The organism is Streptomyces parvulus (assembly GCF_014648855.1).
Taxonomy (GTDB): domain Bacteria; phylum Actinomycetota; class Actinomycetes; order Streptomycetales; family Streptomycetaceae; genus Streptomyces; species Streptomyces parvulus.
This window is the reverse complement of sequence record NZ_BMRX01000010.1, coordinates 77,877-102,304: the sequence shown is the minus strand read 5'-3', so window position 1 is coordinate 102,304 and position 24,428 is coordinate 77,877. Positions and strand designations below refer to the sequence as shown.

Here is a 24,428-nt window from a genome sequence, read left to right as displayed (position 1 = left end):
CCGCGGGCGTCCGCGGTTGTCAGTGGCCTTTGCGAGAATGCAACGGTGAGCAGCGACAACGGACCGGCCGAGGGCGGCGCGCAGGACGCGCCGCCCGAGCAGCTCGCGCTCATCCGGGAGACCGTCCGCCGCACGAAGACACCGCGCGCCAAGCCGCGGACCTGGCGCGGGGCCGCGCTCGCCGGTGAGCTGCCGGTCGCCCGGGTCCTCGTCGACAAGGGCGTGCTCCACCTCGACCGCTACTTCGACTACGCGGTGCCGGAGGAACTGGACGCCGAGGCCCAGCCCGGTGTGCGGGTGCGGGTGCGCTTCGGGGCGGGGCGGCACCGGGTGCGCGACGGGCGGCGCGAGGGCGGCGGGCTCATCGACGGCTTCCTGATCGAGCGGCGCGCCGAGTCCGACTACGCGGGCCCCCTCGCGGCGCTCGCCCAGGTCGTCTCGCCCGAGCGGATCCTCGACGAGGAACTGCTGGGCCTGGCCCGCGCGGTCGCCGACCGGTACGCGGGCAGCCTCGCCGACGTGCTGCAGCTCGCCGTACCCCCGCGCAACGCGCGCGCCGAGAAGCGGCCCTCGCCCGACCCGCTGCCCCCGCCGCCGGTGCCGGAGGCGGGGTCCTGGGCGCGGTACGAGGCGGGGGAGGCGTTCGTCGCGGCGCTCGCCTCGGGGAGCGCGCCGCGCGCCGTGTGGAACGCGCTGCCGGGCCCCGGGTGGAGCGAGGAGCTGGCCCGGGCCGTGGCGGCGACGCTGGCGTCCGGCCGGGGGGCGCTCGTCGTGCTGCCGGACGGGCGGGCGGTCGCCCGGGTCGACGCCGCCCTGACCGAGCTGCTGGGCGAGGGGCGGCACGCGGTGCTCACCGCCGACGCCGGACCCGAGAAGCGGTACGCGCAGTGGCTCGCGGTGCGCCGGGGGGCGGTCCGGGCCGTCGTCGGCACCCGGGCGGCCATGTTCGCGCCGGTCCGGGACCTGGGCCTGGTCGCCCTCTGGGACGACGGCGACGACAGCCACAGCGAGCCGCACGCCCCGCAGCCGCACGCGCGCGAGGTGCTGCTGCTGCGCGCCGCCCAGGACCGGTGCGCCTTCCTGCTGGGCGGCTGGAGCTGCACCGTGGAGGCCGCCCAGCTCGTGGAGACCGGCTGGGCCCGCCCTCTGGTCGCCGCGCGGGAGCAGGTCCGGGCGGCCGCTCCGCTGGTGCGGACCGTGGGCGACGGTGACCTGGCCCGGGACGAGGCCGCCCGCGCCGCGCGGCTGCCGACCCTCGCCTGGCAGGCCGTCCGGGAAGGCCTGCGGCACGGACCGGTGCTGGTGCAGGTGCCGAGGCGGGGCTACGTGCCGCGGATGGCGTGCGCCGCCTGCCGGACGCCCGCCCGGTGCCGGCACTGCTCGGGGCCGCTGGAGGGGCAGGAGTCCGGGTCCGCGCTGCGCTGCGGCTGGTGCGGTCGCGAGGAGGGCGGCTGGCACTGCCCCGAGTGCGGGGCGCACCGGCTGCGCGCGCAGGTGGTGGGAGCGCGGCGCACCGCCGAGGAGCTGGGCCGCGCCTTTCCCGCCGTGCCCGTGCGCACCTCCGGGCGCGAGCACGTGCTGGACACGGTGGCGCGGGCACCGGCGCTGGTCGTCAGCACCCCGGGCGCCGAACCCGTCGCCGAGGGCGGCTACGCGGCGGCCTTGCTGCTCGACGGCTGGGCGATGCTCGGACGCCCCGACCTGCGCGCCGGCGAGGACGCGCTGCGGCGCTGGCTGGCCGCCGCCGCGCTGGTGCGACCGCAGAGCGCCGGGGGCACCGTCGTCGCGGTGGCCGAGCCGACGCTGCGGCCGGTGCAGGCGCTGGTGCGCTGGGATCCGGTGGGGCACGCGGTGCGGGAGCTGGCCGAGCGGGCCGAGCTGGGCTTTCCGCCGGTGTCCAGGATGGCGGCGGTGTCGGGGCCGCCCGAGGCGGTGGCCGGCTTCCTGGACGCCGTCGAGCTGCCGCCGGAGGCCGAGCTGCTGGGACCGGTGCCCCTGCCGGTCACCGCGCCCGGGCGTCCGCGGCGGGCCGGGGCGCCACCGCCGGGGGAGCACTGGGAGCGGGCGCTGATCCGGGTGCCTCCGGGGCGGGGCGCGGCGCTGGCCGGCGCGCTGAAGACGGCGCAGGCGGCCCGGACGGCGCGGGGGAGCGAAGCGGGCGTGTGGGTGCGCATCGATCCACCGGACATCGGGTGACGGGCGACCGGAGGAGGGGAAGCGAGCGGGGCAAACGACCGACCGCCCACCCCGGCGGGGCCGGGAGGGCGGTCGGGGGTGTCGTCAGCCGTTGCGCGGGCCGGGGAAGGCCGTCGGCCTGACCTCCTCGCGCAGCACCGGACTGCCCGAGGTCGGCTGGGTCGGCATCGAGCGGGCGGCCGGGACCGTGGGCACGCCGGGGAGACCGGTGCCCACGTTGACCGGCCGGCCCGCCGTCGGCTCCGGGGCGTGCTCGGGGGTCTCGGCGGCGGCCACCGGCTGGGCGGCGGCGCGACGGGAGCCGTAGCGGCGGTGCACCGCCTGCTTGGTGACGCCGAGCGCGGAGCCCACCGCGTCCCACGAGAAGCCGAGCGAGCGGTCGAAGTCCACGGCGGCCGTGACCAGCGTCTCGACGCTGTCCCGCAGCTCCTGGGCGAGGCGCACCGTCGGCGCGGGGGCGCGTCCGTAGACGACGAAGCCCGTGGAGGGGCCGGAGCGGCGCGGACGGTAGACGTTGCCCAGCTGGGCGGTGAGGGTGCGCAGTGCGTCCACCTGCCGGCGGACCCGCTCGATGTCCCGCACCAGCAAGTGCAGGCTGGCCCGAGCCTGGGCGTCGTGGGTTGCGTGGTCGGCCATGAACAAGCCTCTCGAACCGGCGTTGAAAGGAATCGGGCCGCGCGGGCGGTCCGCTGTGGTCAACTCTTCCTTGACCAACGCGTGGGCGCTCCGCGGGTCACGGGGTGGGGGCGTGGGGGCATATGCGTGCGCCGTCGGGGGTGGGTTCGCGCCTCGGCCTTCGGCCATCGGAATCGATGACCCACCCGCGCACCACCCGTTTCCAGTCGGTCGAGTCGAGAGGTGGAGCTCTGCCGTCGTGGTGGTCCGCCGTCGGCGGCCTCGGGTTCCGCGCGGGCTCGTAGACTGGTGTGCTGCCCGGTCAACGCCCCCGCCCGAGAGGCCCGTCCCACCCATGAAGCTCGTCTTCGCCGGTACCCCCGAGGTCGCCGTTCCCGCCCTGGACGCCCTGATCGCCTCCGGGCGCCACGAGGTGGCCGCCGTCGTCACGCGGCCCGACGCTCCGGCCGGGCGGGGGCGGCGGCTGGTCGCCTCGCCCGTGGCCGAGCGGGCCGAGGAGGCGGGCATCGAGGTGCTCAAGCCCGCGAAGCCGCGCGACCCCGACTTCCTGGACCGGCTGCGGGCCATCGCCCCCGACTGCTGCCCCGTCGTCGCCTACGGCGCCCTGCTGCCCAAGGTCGCCCTCGACGTGCCCGCCCGCGGCTGGGTCAACCTGCACTTCTCGCTGCTGCCCGCCTGGCGCGGCGCCGCGCCCGTGCAGCACGCGCTGATGGCGGGCGACGAGATCACCGGCGCCTCCACCTTCCTGATCGAGGAGGGCCTCGACTCCGGTCCCGTCTACGGGACGGTCACCGAGACCGTCCGGCCCACGGACACCAGCGGCGACCTGCTGACCCGGCTCGCGTTCGCCGGCTCCGGGCTGCTCGCCGCCACCATGGACGGCATCGAGGACGGCACCCTCGACGCCGTGCCCCAGCCCGCCGACGGCGTCAGCCTCGCGCCGAAGATCACCGTCGAGGACGCCCGGATCGACTGGACCGCCCCCGCGCTGCGCGTGGACCGCGTGGTGCGCGGCTGCACCCCGGCGCCCGGCGCCTGGACCACCTTCCGCGGCGAGCGGCTCAAGGTCGTGCAGGCCGTCCCCCTGCCCGACCGCGACGGCCTCGCCCCCGGGCACCTGGCCCCCGGCAAGAACAACGTGTACGTCGGCACCGGCTCGTACGCCGTCGAGCTGCTGTGGGTGCAGGCGCAGGGCAAGAAGCCGATGCGGGCCGCGGACTGGGCCCGCGGCGTGCGGATCGCCGAGGGCGAGCTGCTAGGCGCCTGACCACCGTCGCACGACCGTTCCCCGGCCCGACGTAGGGTTGGGGAGCGCACTTCGACCCACACCCGGAGCACCTTTTCGTGAGCGAGCAGCCTCGTCGTCCCCGCAAGCCCGGCAAGCCCTACCGCAGGCCGCAGAAGGACCCCGTCCGCCTGCTCGCCTTCGAGGCGCTCAGGGCGGTGGACGAACGGGACGCGTACGCCAACCTGGTACTGCCGCCGCTGCTGCGCAGGGCGAGGGAGAAGGAGGGCGCCGAGAAGTTCGACGCCCGCGACGCCGCCCTCGCCACCGAGCTGGTCTACGGGACGCTGCGCAGGCAGGGGACGTACGACGCGATCATCGCCGACTGCGTGGACCGGCCCCTGCGTGAGGTCGACCCGCCCGTCCTGGACGTGCTGAGCCTCGGCGTGCACCAGCTCCTGGGCACCCGGATCCCGAGCCACGCCGCCGTGTCCGCCTCCGTGGAGCTGGCCCGGGTCGTGCTCGGCGACGGGCGGGCCAAGTTCGTCAACGCCGTGCTGCGCAAGGTGGCGCGGGACGATCTCGACGGCTGGCTGGAGCGGGTCGCCCCGCCCTACGACGAGGACCCCGAGGACCACCTCGCGGTCGTGCACTCGCACCCCCGTTGGGTCGTCTCCGCGCTGTGGGACTCCCTCGGCGGCGGCCGGGCCGGCATCGAGGACCTGCTGGCCGCCGACAACGAGCGGCCCGAGGTCACCCTCGTCGCCCGCCCCGGCCGCGCCACGACCGACGAGCTGCTCCGCGAGGAGGCCGCGGTGCCGGGCCGCTGGTCGCCGTACGCGGTGCGGCTCAGCGAGGGCGGCGAGCCCGGCGCCGTCGAGGCCGTGCGGGAGAACCGGGCCGGTGTGCAGGACGAGGGCAGCCAGCTCGTCGCGCTCGCCCTCGCCAACGCGCCCCTGGACGGGCCGGACCGGCGCTGGCTGGACGGCTGCGCCGGACCGGGCGGCAAGGCGGCGCTGCTCGGCGCCCTGGCCGCGGAGCGGGGCGCGTTCCTGCTCGCCTCGGAGAAGCAGCCGCACCGGGCCGGCCTGGTGGCGAAGGCGCTCGACGGGAACCCGGGGCCCTACCAGGTGATCACCGCCGACGGGACCCGCCCGGCGTGGCGCCCCGGCAGCTTCGACCGCGTCCTGGTCGACGTGCCCTGCACCGGCCTGGGCGCCCTGCGCCGCCGCCCCGAGGCGCGCTGGCGGCGCCGCCCCGAGGACCTGGAGGGCTTCGCCCCGCTCCAGCGCGGCCTGCTGAGGGGTGCCCTGGACGCCGTACGCGTCGGCGGGGTCGTCGCGTACGCCACCTGCTCGCCCCACCTCGCCGAGACCCGCGCGGTCGTCGCCGACGCGCTCAAGCAGCACCCCGGCGCCGACCTCCTCGACGCCCGCCCCCTCCTCCCGGGCGTCCCCGCCCTGGGCGAGGGCCCCGACGTCCAGCTCTGGCCCCACCTGCACGGCACGGACGCGATGTACCTGGCCCTGATCCGCAGGACCGCGTAGGACGATTCCGACGCGCCCCGTCAGAGGCGCGGGGAACCGCGCGAGCAACCCCGTCCCCCCCCGGCACCCGGCGAGCAGCCCGCGTCCCCCGGGACCCATCCGGCCCCACCCCCGGAGGGCATGGCAGGCTTAGGACATGGCCGCGCAGATCAATCCCAGCATCCTCTCCGCCGACTTCGCCCGCCTCGCGGACGAGGCCGAGGCGGTCGCCGGAGCCGACTGGCTCCACGTCGACGTCATGGACAACCACTTCGTCCCGAACCTCACGCTCGGCGTGCCGGTCGTGGAGTCGCTGGCCCGGGCGACCGACACCCCGCTGGACTGCCACCTGATGATCGACGCCCCCGACCGCTGGGCGCCGCAGTACGTGGAGGCCGGGGCCGGTTCCGTCACCTTCCACGTCGAGGCGGCGGCCGCGCCGGTGCGGCTCGCCCGGGAGATCCGCGCCAAGGGGGCCCGCGCGTCCATGGCGCTCAAGCCCGCCACGCCGATCGAGCCGTACGAGGACCTGCTCCCCGAACTCGACATGCTGCTGATCATGACGGTTGAACCGGGCTTCGGCGGGCAGGCGTTCCTCGACATCATGCTTCCGAAGATCCGCCGCACCCGTGAGCTGATCAGGAAGCACGGTCTGGAGCTGTGGCTCCAGGTCGACGGCGGGGTGTCGGCGTCGACCATCGAGCGGTGCGCCGACGCCGGCGCGGACGTCTTCGTCGCGGGATCCGCCGTCTACGGGGCGTCGGACCCGGCCGAGGCGGTACGTGCACTGCGCACGCAGGCCGAGGCGGCGACCGCCGGGGCGTCCTGGTCCTGCGACCACTGAGGAACAGAACGTGAACGGCTCCCATCAGGGCAGATCATGCGCGCCGAATCTGCAAGGATGAACGGCGAGTCCAGAGTGTGAACAGCAGTGAGGAGATCGCCGTGTCGGGTATGTCGGCGGGCCGTTCAGCCATGCGGATGGGACCCGCTGAGCTGGTCCAGGCGGCGGCCATGGCCCGCCGCTTCTACCTTGAGGGCAAATCCAAGATCCAGATCGCGGAGGAGTTCGGCGTCAGCCGCTTCAAGGTGGCCAGGGTCCTGGAGACCGCCCTGGAGCGGGACCTGGTCCGCATCGAGATCCGGGTGCCCGCCGAGCTCGACGCCGAGCGCTCGGACGCCCTCCGGGCCCGCTACGGGCTCAGGCACGCCGTCGTGGTGGAGTCCCCGGCCGACGCCGAGGAGACGCCCGACCCGGAGAACCTGGGCGAGGTGGCCGCCGACCTGCTCGGCGAGCTGGTCACCGAGGGCGACGTGCTGGGCCTGGCCTGGGGCCGCTCCACCATCCACATGGCGGCGGCGCTCGACCGGCTGCCGCCGTGCACCGTGGTGCAGCTGACGGGCGTGTACGACGCCGGGACCGCGGAGCGCGGATCGGTCGAGGCCGTGCGGCGCGCCGCCCAGGTGTCCGGCGGCGACGCCCACCCCATCTACGCGCCGATGCTCCTGCCGGACGCGGCCACCGCACAGGCGCTGCGCCACCAGACCGGGATCGCGCGTGCCTTCGAGTACTTCGACAAGGTCACGGTCGCCTGCGTCTCCATCGGCTCCTGGGAGCCCGGCATCTCGACGGTGCACGACATGCTCAGCGACGAGGAGCGCGCGCACTACGCCTCGCTCGGGGTCGCCGCCGAGATGTCCGCGCACCTCTTCGACGCCGAGGGGCGCCGGGTCGGGCGGGACCTGGGGGAGCGGTGCATCACGGTCAAGGCCGACCAGCTCCGCCGCATCCCCGAGGTGGTGGCGATCGCGGGCGGGCAGCGCAAGGCCGCGGCCATCGACGCGGTGCTGCGTTCGGGTCTGGTCACCAGCCTGGTGACGGACACGTCGGCCGCCGACTACCTGATGACGGCGGGTTCGGCGCCCAAGTCGACGCTCAACCGGACGGACCCGGACGGGGTCTGACGGGCGATCAGGCGACCAGGGCGACCGGGCGACCAGGGCGAAGCAGGACGAAGGGGAGCGCGAGATGACCGAGGACCCCGCGGGGCGGCTCGTGGTCACGCTGGACCTCGACGGGGTCACGGACAAGGCGGGCCTGATGGACCGCTGCGCCCGTGACCTGGCGCTGCCCGACTGGTTCGGCCGCAACTGGGACGCGCTCGCCGACTCCCTCTCCGACCCCTCCGTCTGGCCGGACGAGGCCCGGGACCGGGGGCTGGTGCTCCTGGTGCGGGGCTGGCGGGCGTACGCCGAGGCGCGGCCGGACGAGTGGAGCGTGGCCGAGGAGGTCTTCGCCGAGGCCACCGACCGGGGGCCGGGCCTCTTCGTCACGCTCGGCCCTGGAGCTTCCTCCAAGGAAGCCCCTGACCAGCCTGGATGATCTGCCCGGGGGTTGCGGGCGCCGTGCCGTGGGAGAATGAAGTACGTGCTCTTTCCCCCTGGCTGACCTGTCCGGGGGCCACCTCTGATCGACTGGGATGTGCAGCACGTGCGTTTCCTGAATGACATCCAGCCCTCGTACGACCTGACGTACGACGACGTTTTCATGGTGCCGAGCCGCAGCGCCGTCGGCTCCCGGCAGGGCGTGGACCTCGGTTCCCCGGACGGCACGGGCACCACCATCCCGCTGGTCGTCGCCAACATGACCGCCATCGCCGGCCGCCGGATGGCCGAGACGGTGGCCCGGCGCGGCGGCCTCGTGGTCATCCCGCAGGACATCCCGATCGAGGTCGTCACCGACGTCGTCACCTGGGTGAAGAGCCGCCACCACGTGCTGGACACCCCGATCGTGCTGGCCCCGCACCAGACCGTCGCCGACGCGCTGGCCCTGCTGCCCAAGCGCGCGCACAACGCGGGCGTCGTCGTCGACGAGGACGGCAAGCCGGTCGGCGTGGTGACCGACGCCGACCTGACCGGTGTGGACCGCTTCACCCAGCTCGAGGAGGTCATGTCCAAGGACCTGATCCTCATCGACGCCGACCTCGACCCCCGTGAGGCCTTCAACACCCTCGACGCGGCCAACCGGCGCTACGCGCCCGCTGTCGACAAGGACGGCCGCCTCGCCGGCATCCTCACCCGCAGGGGCGCCCTGCGCGCCACGCTCTACACCCCGGCGACCGACGACCGGGGCAGGCTCCGCATCGCCGCCGCCGTCGGCATCAACGGCGACGTCGCCGGCAAGGCCAAGCAGCTCCTCGACGCCGGCGTGGACACGCTCGTCATCGACACCGCCCACGGGCACCAGGAGTCGATGATCAGCGCGGTCAAGGTGGTCCGCGCCCTCGACCCGCAGGTCCCGGTCGTCGCGGGCAACATCGTCTCCGCCGAGGGCGTGCGCGACCTGATCGAGGCCGGCGCGGACATCGTCAAGGTCGGCGTGGGCCCCGGCGCGATGTGCACCACCCGCATGATGACCGGCGTCGGCCGGCCGCAGTTCTCCGCCGTCCTGGAGTGCGCCGCCGAGGCGAAGAAGTACGGCAAGCACGTGTGGGCCGACGGCGGCATCCGCCACCCGCGCGACGTCGCCATGGCCCTTGCGGCCGGCGCCTCCAACGTGATGGTCGGCTCCTGGTTCGCGGGCACCTACGAGTCCCCGGGCGACCTCCAGCACGACGCCAACGGGCGCGCCTACAAGGAGTCGTTCGGCATGGCCTCCGCCCGCGCGGTGCGCAACCGCACCTCCGAGGAGTCCGCCTACGACCGGGCCCGCAAGGGGCTGTTCGAGGAGGGCATCTCCACCTCCCGCATGTTCCTGGACCCGGCCCGCCCCGGCGTCGAGGACCTGATCGACTCGATCATCGCGGGCGTCCGCTCCTCCTGCACCTACGCGGGCGCCAACTCCCTCGAGGAGTTCGCCGAGAAGGCCATCGTCGGCATCCAGAGCGCCGCCGGCTACGCCGAGGGCAAGCCCCTGCACGCCAGCTGGAGCTGATCGCCCCCGCCCCCACGGCCCCGGCCGTCCCCTCGCGAGGACGCCGGGGCCGCGTCGTCCGCGGCGCCTCCCCGCGGCGCTCCGCATGCCCGCCGACCAGCGCCGATCCACCCTCCGCCGGACCTTCCGCGCAACGCCCCGCGGCCTCCGCGCAACGAACACGCGCCCTGCCCCGGCGAACGCAACGATCGTGCTCCGACGCGCAAGGTTGCTGCATTACCCGGGCAGCGCCCCGCTCGTAGTGTTCTGCGCTGTACGTGGCGTGGCGGGGACCCCGCTCGGTGGGTTCCCGTTCGTTCGGCACGAGCGCGCCCGCCGGTCCCCGCCGCTCCCAGGCCCCGCCCCGAGCCCGTCCGCTCACCGCGGCGGCGCCGACCGGAAGCGACAAAGGAGTCAACGCGTGCTCGACCAAGGCGCACCCCCGCACCACGACGCAACGGCCGCCCCCACGTCCCCGGGCCTGGCCGCGCGCCTCGTGCGCCGCAAGCCCGTCGAACGGCTCGTCGCCGAGGGCGGCCAGGGTGAGGGAGGCAGCCTCCGCCGCTCCCTCGGCCTCTGGCAGCTCACGATGATCAGCATCGGCGCCACCCTCGGCACCGGCATCTTCGTCGTCCTCGGCGAGGCCGTCCCCAAGGCCGGCCCGGCCGTCACGCTGTCCTTCGTCATCGCCGGCCTCACGGCGCTCTTCTCGGCCCTCTCCTACGCCGAACTGGCCGGCACCATCCCGGTCGCCGGCTCCTCCTACTCGTACGCCTACGCCACCCTGGGCGAGCTGGTCGCCTGGATCTGCGGCTGGTGCCTGATCCTGGAGTACGGCGTGTCGGTGGCCGCCGTCGCCGTCGGCTGGGGCGAGTACCTGAACGAGCTGCTCGACGGCACCATCGGCGTCACCCTCCCCGCCGCGCTGTCCGCGCCCCCCGGCGACGGCGGCATCTTCAACCTGCCCGCGCTGATCGTCGTCCTGCTCGCCATGACCTTCCTGCTGGGCGGCGCCCGGGAGTCCGCGCGGGCCAACACGATCATGGTCGTCGTCAAGATCGCGGCCCTGGTGCTGTTCTGCGCGATCGGCGTCATGGGCTTCCGCTCCGGCAACTACGAGCACTTCATGCCGCTCGGCATGGCCGGCGTCAGCGCGGCCGGCGCGACCCTCTTCTTCTCCTACATCGGCTTCGACGCCGCCTCCACCGCCGGCGAGGAGGCGAAGAACGCCCAGCGCGACCTGCCCCGCGCGATCATGCTCTCCCTGATCATCGTCACGGTGCTGTACGTCCTCGTCGCGGCCGTCGCCGTCGGCGCGAAGCCCTGGCGGAACTTCACCGACTCCGAGGCCTCCCTCGCCCAGATCATGACCGACGTCACCGGGCAGAGCTTCTGGGGCACCCTGCTGGCCTTCTGCGCGGTCGTCGCCATCGCCAGCGTCGTGCTGACCGTGCTCTACGGCCAGACCCGCGTCCTGTTCGCCATGTCCCGCGACGGACTCGTGCCCAAGGTCTTCTCCCGCGTCCACCCGAAGACCGGCGCGCCCCGCGCCAACACCGTGATCGTCTCCCTGTTCTGCGGCGTCCTGGCCGCCGCCATCCCGCTCGGGCAGCTCGCCGACGCCACCAGCATCGGCACCCTCTTCGCCTTCGCCCTGGTCAACGTCGCCGTCGTGGTGCTGCGCCGGACCCGCCCGGACATGCGGCGCACCTTCCGGGTCCCGCTGTCGCCGGTCCTGCCCGCCCTGGGCTTCGGCTTCTGCGTCTGGATGATGGGCAGCCTGTCCACCGTCACCTGGGTGGTCTTCGGTGTCTGGATGGCGGCGGGGCTCGTGTTCTACTTCGTGTACGGCCAACGCCGCTCCCGACTCGCCACGCCGGACACCTCCGGGGCCCGGACGCACCAGAAGTGAAGTGAACCACCCGCAGTGCTGAACGAACTCGACGAACGCATCGTGCACGCCCTCGCCGAGGACGCCCGCCGCTCCTACGCGGACATCGGGCAGTCGGTCGGTCTGTCCGCGCCCGCCGTGAAGCGGCGCGTGGACCGGCTGCGCGCCACCGGTGCCATCACCGGCTTCACCGTGCGGGTCGACCCCGCCGCGCTCGGCTGGGAGACCGAGGGGTTCGTCGAGATCTTCTGCCGCCGCAACACCTCGCCGGAGACCATCCAGCGGGGCCTGGAGCGCTACCAGGAGGTCGTGGCCGCGTCCACCGTCACCGGGGACGCGGACGCGGTCGCCCAGGTCTTCGCCTCCGACATGCGGCACTTCGAGCGGGTCCTGGAGCGGATCGCGGGCGAGCCCTTCGTGGAGCGGACCAAGTCCGTGCTGGTGCTCTCCCCGCTGCTGCGCCGCTTCTCGTCGGGCTCGCCCGCGTAACCCGGTGGGCAGGACGGCGGCCGCCGTCTAGCATCGGTGGCATGACCTGGCGACATTGATTCTCCCGCAGCGCCTCCCCCCGAGGGCCGCCCCGGACGCCGTACCCCCGGTGTCCGATCCGCCCCCTCGGGAAGGCCTCATGACTCTCTCACCCGGGCGTGCCCACGCCCCCGCCGGCACCCGGCGGCTGACGCGCACGCTGTACGCCTCGGCGTTCTGCGACGAGTTCGTCCTGCTGTACCCGGTGTACGCGCTGCTGTTCAGCGACACCGGTCTGTCGGTCTGGCAGATCTCCTCACTGTTCGCCCTGTGGTCGCTGACCGGTGTCCTGCTGGAGGTGCCCTCCGGCGCCTGGGCCGACGCCGTCTCCCGGCGGCTGCTCCTGGTCCTCGGCCCGCTGTTCACCGCCGCCGGGTTCGCCCTGTGGGTGCTCGTGCCCTCCTACGGCGCCTTCGCGCTCGGCTTCGTGCTGTGGGGTGCCGGCGGCGCCCTCGGCTCCGGCGCGCAGGAGGCGCTGGTCTACGACGAACTGGACCGGGCCGGCGCGGCCGGCCGGTACGCCGGGGTCATGGGCCGGGCGCGGGCCATCGGCATCGCCGCGACGATGGCCGCGATGGGCCTGGCCGGTCCGGTGTTCGCCTGGGGCGGCTACGACGCGGTGGGCGCGGCGAGCGTGCTGATCTGCCTCGTCGGCGCCGCCGTGGCGACACGCTTCCCCGAGCACCGCGAACCGTCCGCCGGCTCGGCGGGCTGGACGGCCACCCTGCGCGCCGGCCTCGCCGGGGCACGCGCCGACCGCTCCGTGCGCGGCGCGTTGCTGCTGGTGCCGGCCGTGACCGCCGTGTGGGGCGCGCTCGACGAGTACACGCCGCTGCTGGCGCTGGACACCGGCGTCGCGGAGGAGACGGTCCCCTGGCTGCTGCTGGTGATCTGGGCCGGCGCCACCGCCGGCAGCCTGCTGGCCGGTGCCGCCGAGCGCCTGACCAGCACCGGGTTCGCCGCCCTGCTCGCCGGTTCCGCGCTGGCCCTGGCGGTGGGCGCCGCCATGGGGACGCCGGGCGCCCTGGTCCTGGTCGCGCTCGCCTTCGGGGGATTCCAGCTGGCGACCGTGCTGGCCGACGCGCGGCTCCAGCGGCGCATCGACGACACCGGGCGGGCCACGCTCACCTCCGTCGCGGGTCTGGGCAGCGAGCTGGGCACCCTCGCCACCTACGGCGCGGTCGCCACGGTGGCCACGGCGACGGGGTACGGCACCGCCTTCGCCGTGGCCGCGGTGCCGTACCTGCTGACGGCGCTGGTCCTGTCCGGCGCTGCCCGGGCCAGGCCGCGGCGGGCGGCACGCCGTCCGGAGGCACCCGAAGCCCTGGAGGAGCGGGGCCGGTGAGGGCCGGGGGCCGGTGCGAAGCCGCCGGTGCGTGGTGCGCACAACGAATCTCCGCGTCGCGCCCGACGGACGCAACGAACCGCTCGCCGGTGCGCAACAGGTCCGTCTTGTCCGGCCGAGTCCGCCGACCGTACCGTCTATCTGGCCCCCCGACCCCCCTCCCACCGGTGAGGAACACGCATGCGCACCGCCCTGCTCCAGAGCTCCGGCCGGCCCGGATCCACCGCCGAGAACCTCAAGGTCCTCGACGAGGCCGCCGGCCGGGCCGCCGCCGCGGGCGCGGGGCTGCTGGTCACCTCCGAGCTGTTCCTCACCGGGTACGCCATCGGCGACGACGTCGGCGTCCTGGCCGAGCCCGCCGACGGCGACTCGGCCGACGCCGTCGCGGAGATCGCCGGACGCCACGGCCTCGCCGTCGCCTACGGCTACCCGGAGCGGGACGGTGAGCGGGTCTTCAACTCCGTCCAGCTGATCTCCGCCGACGGCACCCGCCTCGCCAACTACCGCAAGACCCACCTCTTCGGCTGCTTCGAGCGCGACCACTTCACGCCGGGCGAGCGGCCGGTCGTACAGGCCCGGCTCGACGGCGTCACCGTCGGCCTGATGATCTGCTACGACGTGGAGTTCCCGGAGAACGTCCGCGCCCATGCCCTGGCCGGCACCGACCTGCTGCTGGTGCCGACCGCGCAGATGCACCCCTTCCAGTTCGTCGCCGAGTCGGTCGTCCCGGTGCGGGCCTTCGAGAACCAGATGTACGTGGCGTACGTCAACCGCGTCGGCCGGGAGGGGGAGTTCGAGTTCGTCGGCCTCTCCACCCTCGCCGGGCCCGACGGCACCGCCCGCGCGCGGGCCGGCCGCGCCGAGGAACTGGTCCTCGGCGATGTCGACCCGGCCCTCCTCGCCGCGTCCCGCGAGCACAACCCGTACCTGCGCGACCGCCGCCCCGGTCTCTACGGGTCCCTCGTCTGAACCCCCGCGGCCATCCCCTCCGTTCCACCCCCGCAAGGAGTCCGTACCCCATGACGTCCACCGTGCCCAACGCCGTCGAGCACGCAGACGAGCAGCAGCCGCCGATCACCATGTTCGGGCCGGACTTCCCGTACGCGTACGACGACTTCCTCGCCCACCCCGCGGGGCTCGGCCAGGTCCCGGCCACCGAGCACGGCGCCGAGGTCGCGGTCGTCGGCGGCGGACTGTCCGGCATCGTCGCGGCCTACGAGCTGATGAAGATGGGCCTCAAGCCCGTCGTCTACGAGGCCGACAAGATAGGCGGCCGGCTGCGGACCGTGGGCTTCGACGGCTGCGACGAGTCGCTGACCGCCGAGATGGGCGCGATGCGCTTCCCGCCGTCCTCCACCGCTCTCCAGCACTACATCGACCTGGTCGGGCTGCGGACCACCCCCTTCCCCAACCCGCTCGCCGAGGCGACGCCCTCCACCGTCGTCGACCTCAAGGGCGAGTCGCACTACGCCGAGACGCTCGACGACCTCCCGCAGGTCTACCGGGACGTGGCCGACGCCTGGGCGAAGTGCCTCGAAGAGGGCGCCGACTTCTCCGACATGAACCGCGCCCTGCGCGAGCGCGACGTCCCGCGCATCCGCGAGATCTGGTCGAAGCTCGTCGAGAAGTTCGACAACCAGACCTTCTACGGCTTCCTCTGCGACTCGGACGCCTTCAAGTCCTTCCGGCACCGCGAGATCTTCGGCCAGGTCGGCTTCGGCACCGGCGGCTGGGACACCGATTTCCCGAACTCCATCCTGGAGATCCTTCGGGTCGTCTACACCGAGGCCGACGACCACCACCGCGGCATCGTCGGCGGTTCCCAGCAGCTGCCCACGCGGCTGTGGGAGCGCGAGCCGGAGAAGATCGTCCACTGGCCGCAGGGCACCTCGCTCGCGTCCCTGCACGCGGGCGGCGAGCCGCGCCCGGCGGTGACCCGGCTGAACCGCACCGCGGGCAACCGGATCACGGTGACGGACGCCGACGGCGACATCCGCACGTACCGGGCGGCGATCTTCACCGCCCAGTCCTGGATGCTGCTCTCCAAGATCGCCTGCGACGACTCGCTCTTCCCGATCGACCACTGGACCGCGATCGAGCGGACCCACTACATGGAGTCGTCCAAGCTCTTCATTCCCGTCGACCGCCCCTTCTGGCTGGACAAGGACGAGGAGACCGGCCGGGACGTCATGTCGATGACGCTCACCGACCGCATGACCCGCGGCACCTACCTCCTGGACGACGGCCCGGACAAGCCCGCCGTCATCTGCCTCTCCTACACCTGGTGCGACGACAGCCTGAAGTGGCTGCCGCTGTCCGCGAACGAGCGGATGGAGGTCATGCTGAAGTCGCTCGGCGAGATCTATCCGAAGGTCGACATCCGCAAGCACGTCATCGGCAATCCGGCGACGGTCTCCTGGGAGAACGAGCCCTACTTCATGGGCGCGTTCAAGGCCAACCTCCCGGGCCACTACCGCTACCAGCGCCGCCTGTTCACGCACTTCATGCAGGAGGAGCTGCCCGAGGACAAGCGCGGCATCTTCCTCGCCGGCGACGACATCTCCTGGACGGCGGGCTGGGCCGAGGGCGCGGTCCAGACGGCGCTGAACGCCGTGTGGGGCGTCATGCACCACTTCGGCGGGGAGACCGACGCCACCAACCCCGGCCCGGGCGACGTGTACGACGAGATCGCGCCGGTGGAGCTGCCCGAGGACTGATCCACCGGGCGGTCCCGGCCGGGTCCGTTCAGACGCCGGCCGCCCTGGCCTTCTCGTACACCTGGGCGGCGACGTCCTTCAGCTCCTCGGCGTCCCGCAGGGTGCTCTGGAGGTCGAGCAGGATCTCGTCGAGGCCGAGGCCGGTGTACTCGGCGAGGTCCGCCACGATCTGGTCGACGCTGCCGTGGAACGGGCGGCGCCGGGCGCTCTCGTCGGTCGCCGGGGTGCAGCGGGCGTTGACCCGCAGCGAGGTCCGGATCGGCGCGGTGCGTCCGCGCTCGTCGGCCAGTTCGCGCAGCTGCCGCCACTGCGATGCCACCGCGTCGGCGCCGACGCCGGTGGGCAGCCAGCCGTCGGCGTGGTCGACCAGGCGGCGCCGGGCCCTGCCGCTGCCGGCGGCCAGCAGGATGGGGATCGGGCGGGCGGGCTTGGGACCGACCACGGCCGACGCGATCCGGGTGACGTGGCCGTCGTAGACCACCGGATCCGGGCCCCAGACGGCCCGGCACACCCCGATCAGCTCGTCCAGGGCGGCGCCGCGCTCGGCGAACGGCCGCACGGAGGCCGCCGCGTACTCGTCGTGGGACCAGCCCGTGCCGAAGCCCGCGACCACCCGGCCGCCGCTGGCCGCGTCGAGCGTGGCCAGCGTCCTGGCCAGCTGGAACGGCACGTGCAGCGGGGCCACCAGGACGCTGGAGCCCAGTTCCGCCCGCTCGGTGGCCGCGGCGGCGAGCGTCAGGGTGACCAGCGGTTCGGCGACGGAGCGGTAGCCGTCCGGCCAGGGCAGGCCCTCGATGCCGTACAGCCCCTGGGTGGCGGGTTCGGGGAACAGGGCCCGTTCGAAGACCCAGAGACTGTCGTAGCCCATCCGCTCCGCGGCGCGGGCGACGTCGGGGACGTCCTTGCCGATGTCGTACTGGCGCATCTGGGGGAGGCCGAGTCCGAGCCGGATCGTCATGCCGGGGTGCTCCTTCGCAGTCGGAGTGCGATGCCGCGCATGCTTGCAACGTACAACGAACGCCCTGGGGTTGCCCCCGTGCGCACCCGGCCCGGCGGCCGGGTCAGTCGGGCAGCGGGGTGAGCAGCATGCGCCCGGCGAAGCCGACCGCCGCGTCCAGCCGTTCGGTGAACTCCCCGGCGACGTCCGGCAGCCGGCGCAGCGCCCACAGGGCGCGGGCCGCCGTCCAGGTGGCCTCGCGGGCGCGGTCCAGGCTCCAGGAGCCCAGCAGGTGGGTCAGCGGGTCGGCGATCTGGAGGAGGTCGGGACCCGGCATCAGCTCGTCGCGGACGCGCTCCTCCAGCGAGACGAGGAGATCGCCCACGCGGTCGAACTCGTCCTCCAGGTCGACGGGTTCGCAGCCGAGCGTACGGCAGGTGTCCACCACCGCCAGCGCGAGGTCGTGGCCGATGTGCGCGTTGATGCCCGCCAGCGCGAACTGCAGCGGACGTACGCCGGGATGGCGGCGGAACTGGAACACGGGCCGCCAGCACGCGGGCGGACGGCGGTCCCGGTCCGCCGCGTCCACGGCGTCCAGGAAGCGCTCCGCGAACCGCACGTCCAGCGCGATCGCCGCGCGGGGGTCCGCGAACCGGCCGTCCTCGATGTGCCGGTCGACCGCCTCGGTGACGGCGAGGTAGACGCGGTTGAAGACCGCCACCCCGTCCCGGTGGGGCAGGGCCGCGTCGAGGGCGCGCATCCGGGTCAGCACCGAGTCCACCGTCCGGACGGCGGTCGGTACTTGCTCGCAGTGGGCCATGGCGGCAGCGTCCCAGCTTTAGGGTGACGGCAGTGCCGGCGGGCCAGGCGCTTCCCCAGAACGGGGGAACGCGCCCGCCGCGCGGGGGAGGGGGAACCGTACGTGTCAGGCCACCGTGCCCGGCGCCGGACCGCCCGCCGGGCCGGGCGCGGACGCGCCGCCCGGGGCGTGATGGCGGCGGCCGCGTCCGTCGTCGTCGCCGTGGGGGCCGCGACCGGCATGCTGACCTCGTTCGGCGACGACGGGGGCGGTTCCGCCGACGAGGCCCGCCCGGCCGTGACGCGCACGCCCCGGCCGCAGCCGCCGCCCGCCGAGCCGTCCACGCCGGCGCCCGCTCCGGCCCGGACCTCGGCAGCGCCCCCGGTGCGCGCGGCGAGCGGCACGCCCGCACCGGCCCGCACGGAGCCGTCCCGTCCCGCCGAACCCGCCGGCCGCCTCTACCGGCATCCCGAGTCCCAGGTCCTCGACTGGGTTCGGACCCACCCCGGCGATCCGCGCCGGGACGTCATCGCGTCCCGCGTCGCCGGCCGTCCGGCCGCCGTCTGGTTCGCCGACCACACGCCCGCCACGATCACCGCCCGGGTCCGCGCCGTCACCTCCGAGGGCGCCGCGCGGGGCCGGGTGCCGGTCCTCGTGCCGTACGCGATACCCGCCCGCGACTGCGGCGGCCACTCCCAGGGCGGCGCGCCGGACCTGGACGCCTACGACGCCTGGATCGACCGGTTCGCGGCGGGGCTCGGCTCCGGGGAGGTCATCGTGATCCTGGAGCCCGACTCCGTCGCGCAGGCCGACTGCCTGTCCCCGGCGGAGCGGGCCGACCGCTTCGCCTCCCTGGCCCGGGCCGGCCGGGTGCTGAAGGACGCCGATCCCGCCGCGCGGGTCTACTTCGACGCGGGCCACTCCGGATGGCACGCGCCCGCCCGGCAGGCGGCCTGGCTGAAGCGGGCCGGCGCCGCCTCGCCCGACTCCTCGGACGGCGTCTTCAGCAACGTCTCCAACTTCCACGCCACCGCCGACGAGATCGCCCACGACCGCGCCGTCCTCGACGCCCTCGGCGGCCCGGCGGACCTAGGCGCCGTCATCGACACCAGCCGCAACGGCAACGGCGCCCCGCCCGACGGCGAGTGGTGCGACCCGGCCGGCCGCAAGCTCGGGCGCGCGCCGACCCTGGACACCGGTGCCGCACGCGTGGACGCCTACCTGTGGGTCAAACTGCCCGGAGAGTCCGACGGCTGCCGGGGGAGGCCGGGCACCTTCACGCCGTCGTACGCCTACGAACTGGCGCGCTGAGACCGCGCACGGACCGCCACGCGACGGGAACGCCTAGGCGCCGGCCCGCGGACCCCTGTCGCCGTCGCCCTTCGCGTCGTACGAGGACGTGCCCTCGTCCAGCAGCGGCTGCTGCGTCTTGAGGTGGGCCGGGGCGAAGGCCCGCAGCGCGTGGTAGCCGGTGATGACGACCAGGGTGCCGAGCGCGATGCCGCTGAGCGAGAAGGTGTCGGTGAACTCCATGCTGACGTTGCCGACGCCGATGATGATGCCCGCGGCGGCCGGTACCAGGTTCAGCGGATTGCGCAGGTCGACCTTCGCGTTCACCCAGATCTGGGCGCCGAGCAGGCCGATCATGCCGTAGAGGATGACCGTGATGCCGCCGAGGACACCGCCCGGGATGGCGGCCACGACCGCGCCGAACTTGGGACAGAGGCCGAACAGGAGCGCGAACCCGGCGGCGGCCCAGTACGCGGCCGTCGAGTAGACCCGGGTCGCGGCCATCACGCCGATGTTCTCGGAGTAGGTGGTGTTGGGCGGGCCGCCCACCGCGGTGGACAACATCGAGCCGATGCCGTCCGCGGAGATCGCGGTGCCCAGCTTGTCGTCGAGCGTCTCCCCGGTCATCTCGCCGACCGCCTTGACGTGCCCGGCGTTCTCCGCGACCAGCGCGATCACCACCGGCAGGGCCACCAGGATCGCCGACCACTCGAAGCTCGGCCCGTGGAAGGACGGCAGGCCGACCCAGTCGGCGTGCCCCACGGCGGACAGGTCCAGCCGCCAGTGGTCGGTGACCTTGCCGCTGCCGTCCACCGAGTGGATCTTCCCGAAGATCAGGTCGAGCACCCACGACAGGACGTAGCCGAAGACCAGCCCGAGGAAGATCGCGATCCGGGACCAGAAACCCCGCAGGCAGACCACGGCCAGACCGGTGAACAGCATCACCAGCAGCGCCGTCCACTGGTCCTGCGGCCAGTAGGTGGACGCGGTGACCGGTGCCAGGTTGAACCCGATCAGCATCACGACCGCTCCGGTGACGACCGGCGGCATGGCGATGTGGATGATCCGCGCCCCGAACCGCTGCACGGCGAGGCCCACCAGGAAGAGCGCGGCGCCGACCACCAGGACCGCGCCGGTCACGGTGGCGCTGGTGCCGCCCTGCGCCCGGATCACCGCGGCGACGCCGACGAAGGAGAGCGAGCAGCCGAGGTAGCTGGGGACCCGGCCGCGGGTGGCGAGCAGGAAGATGACGGTCGCCACGCCCGACATCATGATCGCCAGGTTCGGGTCCAGGCCCATCAGGACCGGGGCCACGAAGGACGCCCCGAACATGGCCACCACGTGCTGGGCGCCGAGCCCGGCCGTGCGGGGCCAGGAGAGCCGTTCGTCCGGGCGGACCACCGCTCCGGGGGCGGGGGTCTTCCCGTCCCCGTGCAGCTTCCAGCGCACGCCGAGGTCCATGGTGAGGTTTCGCTTTCTCTGTACGTGAGGTCTGTCCGGACCATTGTCACGGGTACCGGACCCGCTCACGTCCCGCGCCCCCCGCTGACCAGCGCCTTCCCGGTGTGCCGTGGTCCTGGCCGCGCCTCAGGCCCGCCGGTCGGGCACGCCCGCCTTCGTCGGACCGATCTTCGGGCGGCCGCGGTCGCCGACCCGCAGCACCTTGGCGAACACCACCAGGCAGCAGGCCAGGACGGTCACCAGGCCGAACGACACCACCAGGCTGGTCGCCTGGGCCAGCCCGCCGATCGCGCTCGGCGCGACCAGGCCCGAGGTGTACGTGATGGTGGCGACGCCCGCGATGGCCAGGCTCGGGTTGGAGCCGGCGCGCCCCGCCGCGGCGAAGCACAGCGGCACGACCACGGCGATGCCGAGACCCATCAGGGCGAAGCCGGCCATCGCCACCGCCGGATGGCCGCCCACCACGACGAGCAGACCGCCGAGAGTGGCCAGTACGCCGCTCACCCGCACCACCCGGACCGCGCCGAAGCGGTCCACGACCCGGTCGCCGGCCAGCCGGGCCAGCGCCATGGTGAGCGTGAAGCCGGTCGTGCAGGCCGCCGCCAGACCCGCCGACGTCTCCAGCTCGTCCCGCAGGTAGACCGCCGACCAGTCCAGGCTCGCCCCCTCCGCGAAGACCGCGCAGAATCCGACCGCGCCGATCAGCAGCGCCGACCTGGGCGGCAGCGCGAAGCGCGGCGGCGGGTCCTCGTCCTCGGCGGGCTGGAGGTCCAGCACCCAGGAGCAGGCGACCAGGCCCGCCACGGTCAGCACGGCGGCGGCCAGCACGTGATGCAGCCGGGCGTCGGCGCCCAGGTGCGCGGCGATCGTGCCGGCCGCGGAACCGATGAGGGCACCCGCGCTCCACATGCCGTGCAGGCCGGACATGATCGACCGGTCGAGGCGGTTCTCGATCTCCACCCCGAGGGCGTTCATCGCGACGTCCGACATGCCCGCGGTGGCGCCGTACACGAACAGGGCGAGGCAGAGCGTGAGCAGGTTAGGGGCCAGGGAGGGGAGCACCAGCGCCAGCGTCCACAGGGCCAGCAGACCGCGCAGGGCGGCGCGGGCGCCGAAGCGGTGGCTGACGCTGCCGGCCAGCGGCATCGCCACGGACGCGCCGAGCGCCGGGAAGGCGAGCGCCAGCCCCAGCTGGCCCGCGCTCACCCCGGCGTGGTCCTGGATCCACGGCACGCGGGTCGCGAAGGACCCGGTCACGGCGCCGTGCACGGCGAACACGGCCGCCACGGCGTACCGGGCCCGCGCCACCTCGCGTTGCCCGTAGCCCACTGTGCTCATGCTCCACCCCTCCGTCGCGTCACTGCGCCGCGTAAACTATCAGGGACCCTGCCTGATAGATAGTGGATTACCGGCGCGCACTCCCGCCGCGCCGATCTGGAAGGATCCCGGCATGCCCGCATCCCCGAGCACCGCCCGGGCCATCAACGACCGGCTCGCCCTCGACCTGCTCCAGCGCCAGGGCCCGTTGACGGCAGGGCAGTTGAAGCAGCTGACCGGCCTGTCCCGGCCCACCGTGGCCGACCTCGTCGACCGCCTCGCCGCCGCCGGGCTGATCGAGGTGGCGGGGGAGTCGGGCGAGCAGCGCCGCGGGCCGAACGCCAGGCTCTACGGCATCGTCGCCGACCGGGCCCACCTCGCCGCCCTGGACGTCCGCACCGAGGGCGTCACCGTGCTGGTCTCCGACCTGCTCGGCCGGGTGCTCGCCGAGGCGTCCGCGCCGATCGACGACGACTCGGGCACCGGGCCCGCGGTGGAGCAGGCGGTGGGCCTGGTCGAGCGCGCGGCGAAGGAGGCCGGCGCCGACCGGCTGCACACCGTCGGCATCGGCGCGCCCGGCCTGATCGACCCGGCCAGCGGGGAACTCCGCGACGCCGGCGGCCTGCCCGCCTGGCACCGCCGGCTGACGGCCGCGCTCCAGGAGAAGTTCCCCGAGGCGCGGGTCGGCGTCGAGAACGAGACCAACCTCGCCGCCCTGGCGGAGCAGCGCGACGGAGCCGCCCGGGACCGGGACACCTTCGTGCTCCTGTGGCTCGGGCTCGGGATCGGCGCCGCCGTCGTCCTCGACGGGACGCTGCGCCGGGGCGTGTCCGGCGGCGCGGGTGAGATCGGCTTCATGCCGGTGCCGGGGACCACGGGACTGCCCTCGGCCACCGACTGCGACGGCGGCTTCCACTCCGTCGCCGGGGCGGCGGCGGTGAGCGCCCTCGCCGCGGAGCACGGCCTGACCGCCTCCCCCGCGGGGCCCGGACCGCACGCCGCCGCGCTGGTGCGGGAGGCGGTGGCCGGCGCGGGCCCGGAGGCCGAGCGGTTCCTGGACGCGCTGGCCGACCGGATCGTCCTCGGCGCCGCCGCCGTGGTCTCCGTCCTCGACCCCGGCTGCCTGGTGCTGGCCGGCGAGATCGGCAGGGCGGGCGGCGACGCCCTCGCCGCCCGGGTCCAGCGGCGCCTGACCCGGATGTCACCGCTCGCCACCGAGGTGCGCGCCAGCACCCTGGGCGGCGGGGCCGTCCTGCGCGGTGCGCTGCTCACGGCCCGCGACCGGGCCCAGGACGAGCTGTTCGCCCCGCCCGAGCGGTAGCACCTCGCGCCCCGGGGGGTCAGGTGGCCGGCCCGTGCGCCTTCGCTCGCGGCTCGTGGAAGGCCGTCCCGTCCGCCGCCAGCCACAGCAGGACCGCGGGCAGCAGGACCGCCGCCCCCAGCAGCGCCATGAACCCGGCGGCGCTCGCGGCCGACAGGGACTCCAGATGCCGCGCGTGGAACACGAGATGGACGACCGCGTTCACCAGATAGGCCACCAGCGCCGTCAGCACCAGCCGCCGGTCCATCGCCGCCACCGCCGCGCACAGCACCACGGCGAGCGCGAGACTGGCACCGCCGAAGTCCTGGAGCAGATGCTCGTTGTAGGGCGGCAGGTGCGACACCCAGGGCCACTTCCAGAACAGGGCGGGCAGCAGCACCACCGCCAGTCCCAGCACCACCTGCGTACCGGCGAGCAGCCCGAGGCCCGCCCGCAGTACCGCGCGTCCGCTCATCCGCGCCGCCCGTCCTCCCCGCCGCCGTACCGCGCCGTCAGGAACTGCTCGAACGTCCCCGTGCCGACCGCCCGTTCGGGCGCGAGGTGCCCGCCGGCCCGGAACGCGCGGTAAGTCTTCCCCGCCAGCGGCACGTTCACCACGGCCCGGCGGCGTCCCGTGGCGCGCAGGTAGGCGCGGGCCAGCGAATCGAGGGTCCGCACCTCGGGGCCGCCCAGGTCGGCCACCCGTCCGGCGGGCGCGCCGGCCGCCAGCCCGGCGAGCCGGCCGGCCACCTCCGCCACCTCCACGGGCTGGTCGCCGACCCCGGCCGGCAGCGGCAGGACAGGCGCCTTGGCCAGGGACCGGAGCATCCGTGCCACCAGGTCGTGGAACTGCGTCGCCCGCAGCAGGGTCCACCCGAGCCCCGACTCCTCGATCACCCGCTCGGCCGCGAGCTTGCTCCGGTAGTAGCCGAGCGGCACCCGGTCGACGCCGACGATCGAGATGTGGACCAGGTGCGCCACCCCGGCCCGCCGCGCCGCCGCGACGAGGTTCGAGGCGGCCCGCTCGTCACCGCGCGGCGAGGTCGCGCAGTGCACCACCGTCTCCACGCCGCCCAGCGCGGCGTCCAGCCCGCCGCCGTCCTCCCGCAGGTCGACGGCGTACGGCCGGCTGTGCCGGCTCAGCACCCGCACGTCGTGCCCGTCCGCGCGCAGCCGCTCGGTGACGAGCCGGCCGAGGGTGCCGGTGCCGCCGGTCACGAGGATGTCGGTCATGCTGCTCAGCCCCTGTCGGACGCGCGGGGCTCCCGGACGGAGCGCCCCTCGGCACGTCCAGTGTGTCCAGGCAGGTCCCGCTCCGCAGCTCGCCGGCGGCTCGTGGACTGGGAG

Annotated in this window: 21 protein-coding genes; 14 read left to right on the top strand and 7 right to left on the bottom strand. The window is 74.6% G+C overall.

Annotation, left to right across the window (positions count from 1 at the left end):
* Window positions 1-45: 45 nt before the first annotated feature.
* Window positions 46-2,196, top strand: a complete 2,151-nt coding sequence (locus tag IE108_RS20705; protein ID WP_064726892.1) for a primosomal protein N' — start codon at window positions 46-48, stop codon at window positions 2,194-2,196.
* 84 nt (window positions 2,197-2,280) lie between these two features.
* Here IE108_RS20705 and IE108_RS20700 read toward each other — a convergent pair whose 3' ends face one another.
* Window positions 2,281-2,832 (bottom strand): hypothetical protein, encoded by a 552-nt coding sequence (locus IE108_RS20700; RefSeq protein WP_064726891.1) that lies wholly within the window; start codon window positions 2,830-2,832, stop codon window positions 2,281-2,283.
* Window positions 2,833-3,166: 334 nt separating this feature from the next.
* Here IE108_RS20700 and fmt point away from each other — a divergent pair, with 334 nt between their 5' ends.
* From fmt to IE108_RS20645, 11 genes are all read left to right on the top strand, one after another.
* The gene (gene fmt, locus IE108_RS20695) at window positions 3,167-4,099 is read left to right on the top strand and encodes a methionyl-tRNA formyltransferase (RefSeq protein ID WP_064726890.1); all 933 of its coding nucleotides are present in this window, start codon (window positions 3,167-3,169) and stop codon (window positions 4,097-4,099) included.
* A gap of 77 nt (window positions 4,100-4,176) precedes the next feature.
* The gene (locus tag IE108_RS20690) at window positions 4,177-5,604 is read left to right on the top strand and encodes an RsmB/NOP family class I SAM-dependent RNA methyltransferase (protein ID WP_064726889.1); all 1,428 of its coding nucleotides are present in this window, start codon (window positions 4,177-4,179) and stop codon (window positions 5,602-5,604) included.
* 136 nt (window positions 5,605-5,740) lie between these two features.
* Window positions 5,741-6,427, top strand: coding sequence for a ribulose-phosphate 3-epimerase (gene rpe / locus IE108_RS20685; RefSeq protein WP_064726888.1), 687 nt, complete (start codon window positions 5,741-5,743; stop codon window positions 6,425-6,427).
* A 77-nt stretch (window positions 6,428-6,504) separates the two neighbouring features.
* Window positions 6,505-7,548 (top strand): sugar-binding transcriptional regulator, encoded by a 1,044-nt coding sequence (locus IE108_RS20680; protein WP_064726887.1) that lies wholly within the window; start codon window positions 6,505-6,507, stop codon window positions 7,546-7,548.
* Window positions 7,549-7,612: 64 nt separating this feature from the next.
* Window positions 7,613-7,966, top strand: a complete 354-nt coding sequence (locus IE108_RS20675) for a barstar family protein (protein WP_064726886.1) — start codon at window positions 7,613-7,615, stop codon at window positions 7,964-7,966.
* 108 nt (window positions 7,967-8,074) lie between these two features.
* Complete coding sequence (locus tag IE108_RS20670; protein WP_064731671.1) at window positions 8,075-9,517, top strand: GuaB1 family IMP dehydrogenase-related protein; 1,443 nt, start codon at window positions 8,075-8,077, stop codon at window positions 9,515-9,517.
* A 400-nt stretch (window positions 9,518-9,917) separates the two neighbouring features.
* The gene (locus IE108_RS20665; protein WP_064726885.1) at window positions 9,918-11,408 is read left to right on the top strand and encodes an amino acid permease; all 1,491 of its coding nucleotides are present in this window, start codon (window positions 9,918-9,920) and stop codon (window positions 11,406-11,408) included.
* Between the two features lie 15 nt (window positions 11,409-11,423).
* Complete coding sequence (locus IE108_RS20660) at window positions 11,424-11,876, top strand: Lrp/AsnC family transcriptional regulator (RefSeq protein ID WP_064726884.1); 453 nt, start codon at window positions 11,424-11,426, stop codon at window positions 11,874-11,876.
* A 139-nt stretch (window positions 11,877-12,015) separates the two neighbouring features.
* On the top strand, window positions 12,016-13,260 hold the full coding sequence (locus IE108_RS20655; protein ID WP_064726883.1) for an MFS transporter: 1,245 nt from the start codon (window positions 12,016-12,018) through the stop codon (window positions 13,258-13,260).
* Between the two features lie 180 nt (window positions 13,261-13,440).
* On the top strand, window positions 13,441-14,229 hold the full coding sequence (locus IE108_RS20650; protein WP_064726882.1) for a carbon-nitrogen hydrolase family protein: 789 nt from the start codon (window positions 13,441-13,443) through the stop codon (window positions 14,227-14,229).
* Window positions 14,230-14,279: 50 nt separating this feature from the next.
* Window positions 14,280-15,977 (top strand): flavin monoamine oxidase family protein, encoded by a 1,698-nt coding sequence (locus IE108_RS20645; RefSeq protein ID WP_064726881.1) that lies wholly within the window; start codon window positions 14,280-14,282, stop codon window positions 15,975-15,977.
* Between the two features lie 28 nt (window positions 15,978-16,005).
* On the opposite strand, the gene IE108_RS20640 is transcribed toward IE108_RS20645, so the two are convergent.
* A complete protein-coding gene (locus IE108_RS20640; RefSeq protein WP_064726880.1) occupies window positions 16,006-16,935 on the bottom strand; it encodes an LLM class F420-dependent oxidoreductase in 930 nt (309 codons plus the stop codon).
* 103 nt (window positions 16,936-17,038) lie between these two features.
* The gene (locus IE108_RS20635; RefSeq protein WP_064726879.1) at window positions 17,039-17,734 is read right to left on the bottom strand and encodes a DUF5995 family protein; all 696 of its coding nucleotides are present in this window, start codon (window positions 17,732-17,734) and stop codon (window positions 17,039-17,041) included.
* A gap of 171 nt (window positions 17,735-17,905) precedes the next feature.
* Here IE108_RS20635 and IE108_RS20630 point away from each other — a divergent pair, with 171 nt between their 5' ends.
* Complete coding sequence (locus IE108_RS20630) at window positions 17,906-19,024, top strand: glycoside hydrolase family 6 protein (RefSeq protein WP_064726878.1); 1,119 nt, start codon at window positions 17,906-17,908, stop codon at window positions 19,022-19,024.
* A 33-nt stretch (window positions 19,025-19,057) separates the two neighbouring features.
* Here IE108_RS20630 and IE108_RS20625 read toward each other — a convergent pair whose 3' ends face one another.
* On the bottom strand, window positions 19,058-20,464 hold the full coding sequence (locus IE108_RS20625; protein WP_064726877.1) for a uracil-xanthine permease family protein: 1,407 nt from the start codon (window positions 20,462-20,464) through the stop codon (window positions 19,058-19,060).
* 126 nt (window positions 20,465-20,590) lie between these two features.
* Window positions 20,591-21,802 carry an MFS transporter gene (locus tag IE108_RS20620; RefSeq protein ID WP_064726876.1) on the bottom strand — a complete coding sequence of 404 codons (1,212 nt, stop codon included), beginning with the start codon at window positions 21,800-21,802 and terminating at the stop codon, window positions 20,591-20,593.
* A 112-nt stretch (window positions 21,803-21,914) separates the two neighbouring features.
* On the opposite strand from IE108_RS20620, the gene IE108_RS20615 reads away from it, so the two are divergent.
* Entirely contained in the window at window positions 21,915-23,102 is a 1,188-nt protein-coding gene (locus IE108_RS20615; RefSeq protein WP_064726875.1) for an ROK family transcriptional regulator, read from the top strand.
* Window positions 23,103-23,121: 19 nt separating this feature from the next.
* Here IE108_RS20615 and IE108_RS20610 read toward each other — a convergent pair whose 3' ends face one another.
* On the bottom strand, window positions 23,122-23,556 hold the full coding sequence (locus IE108_RS20610) for a hypothetical protein (protein WP_226486285.1): 435 nt from the start codon (window positions 23,554-23,556) through the stop codon (window positions 23,122-23,124).
* Window positions 23,553-24,314: an SDR family oxidoreductase gene (locus IE108_RS20605; RefSeq protein ID WP_064726874.1), complete on the bottom strand. Its 762-nt coding sequence runs from the start codon at window positions 24,312-24,314 to the stop codon at window positions 23,553-23,555. Before IE108_RS20605 ends, IE108_RS20610 begins: the two co-directional genes overlap by 4 nt.
* Window positions 24,315-24,428 lie beyond the last annotated feature (114 nt).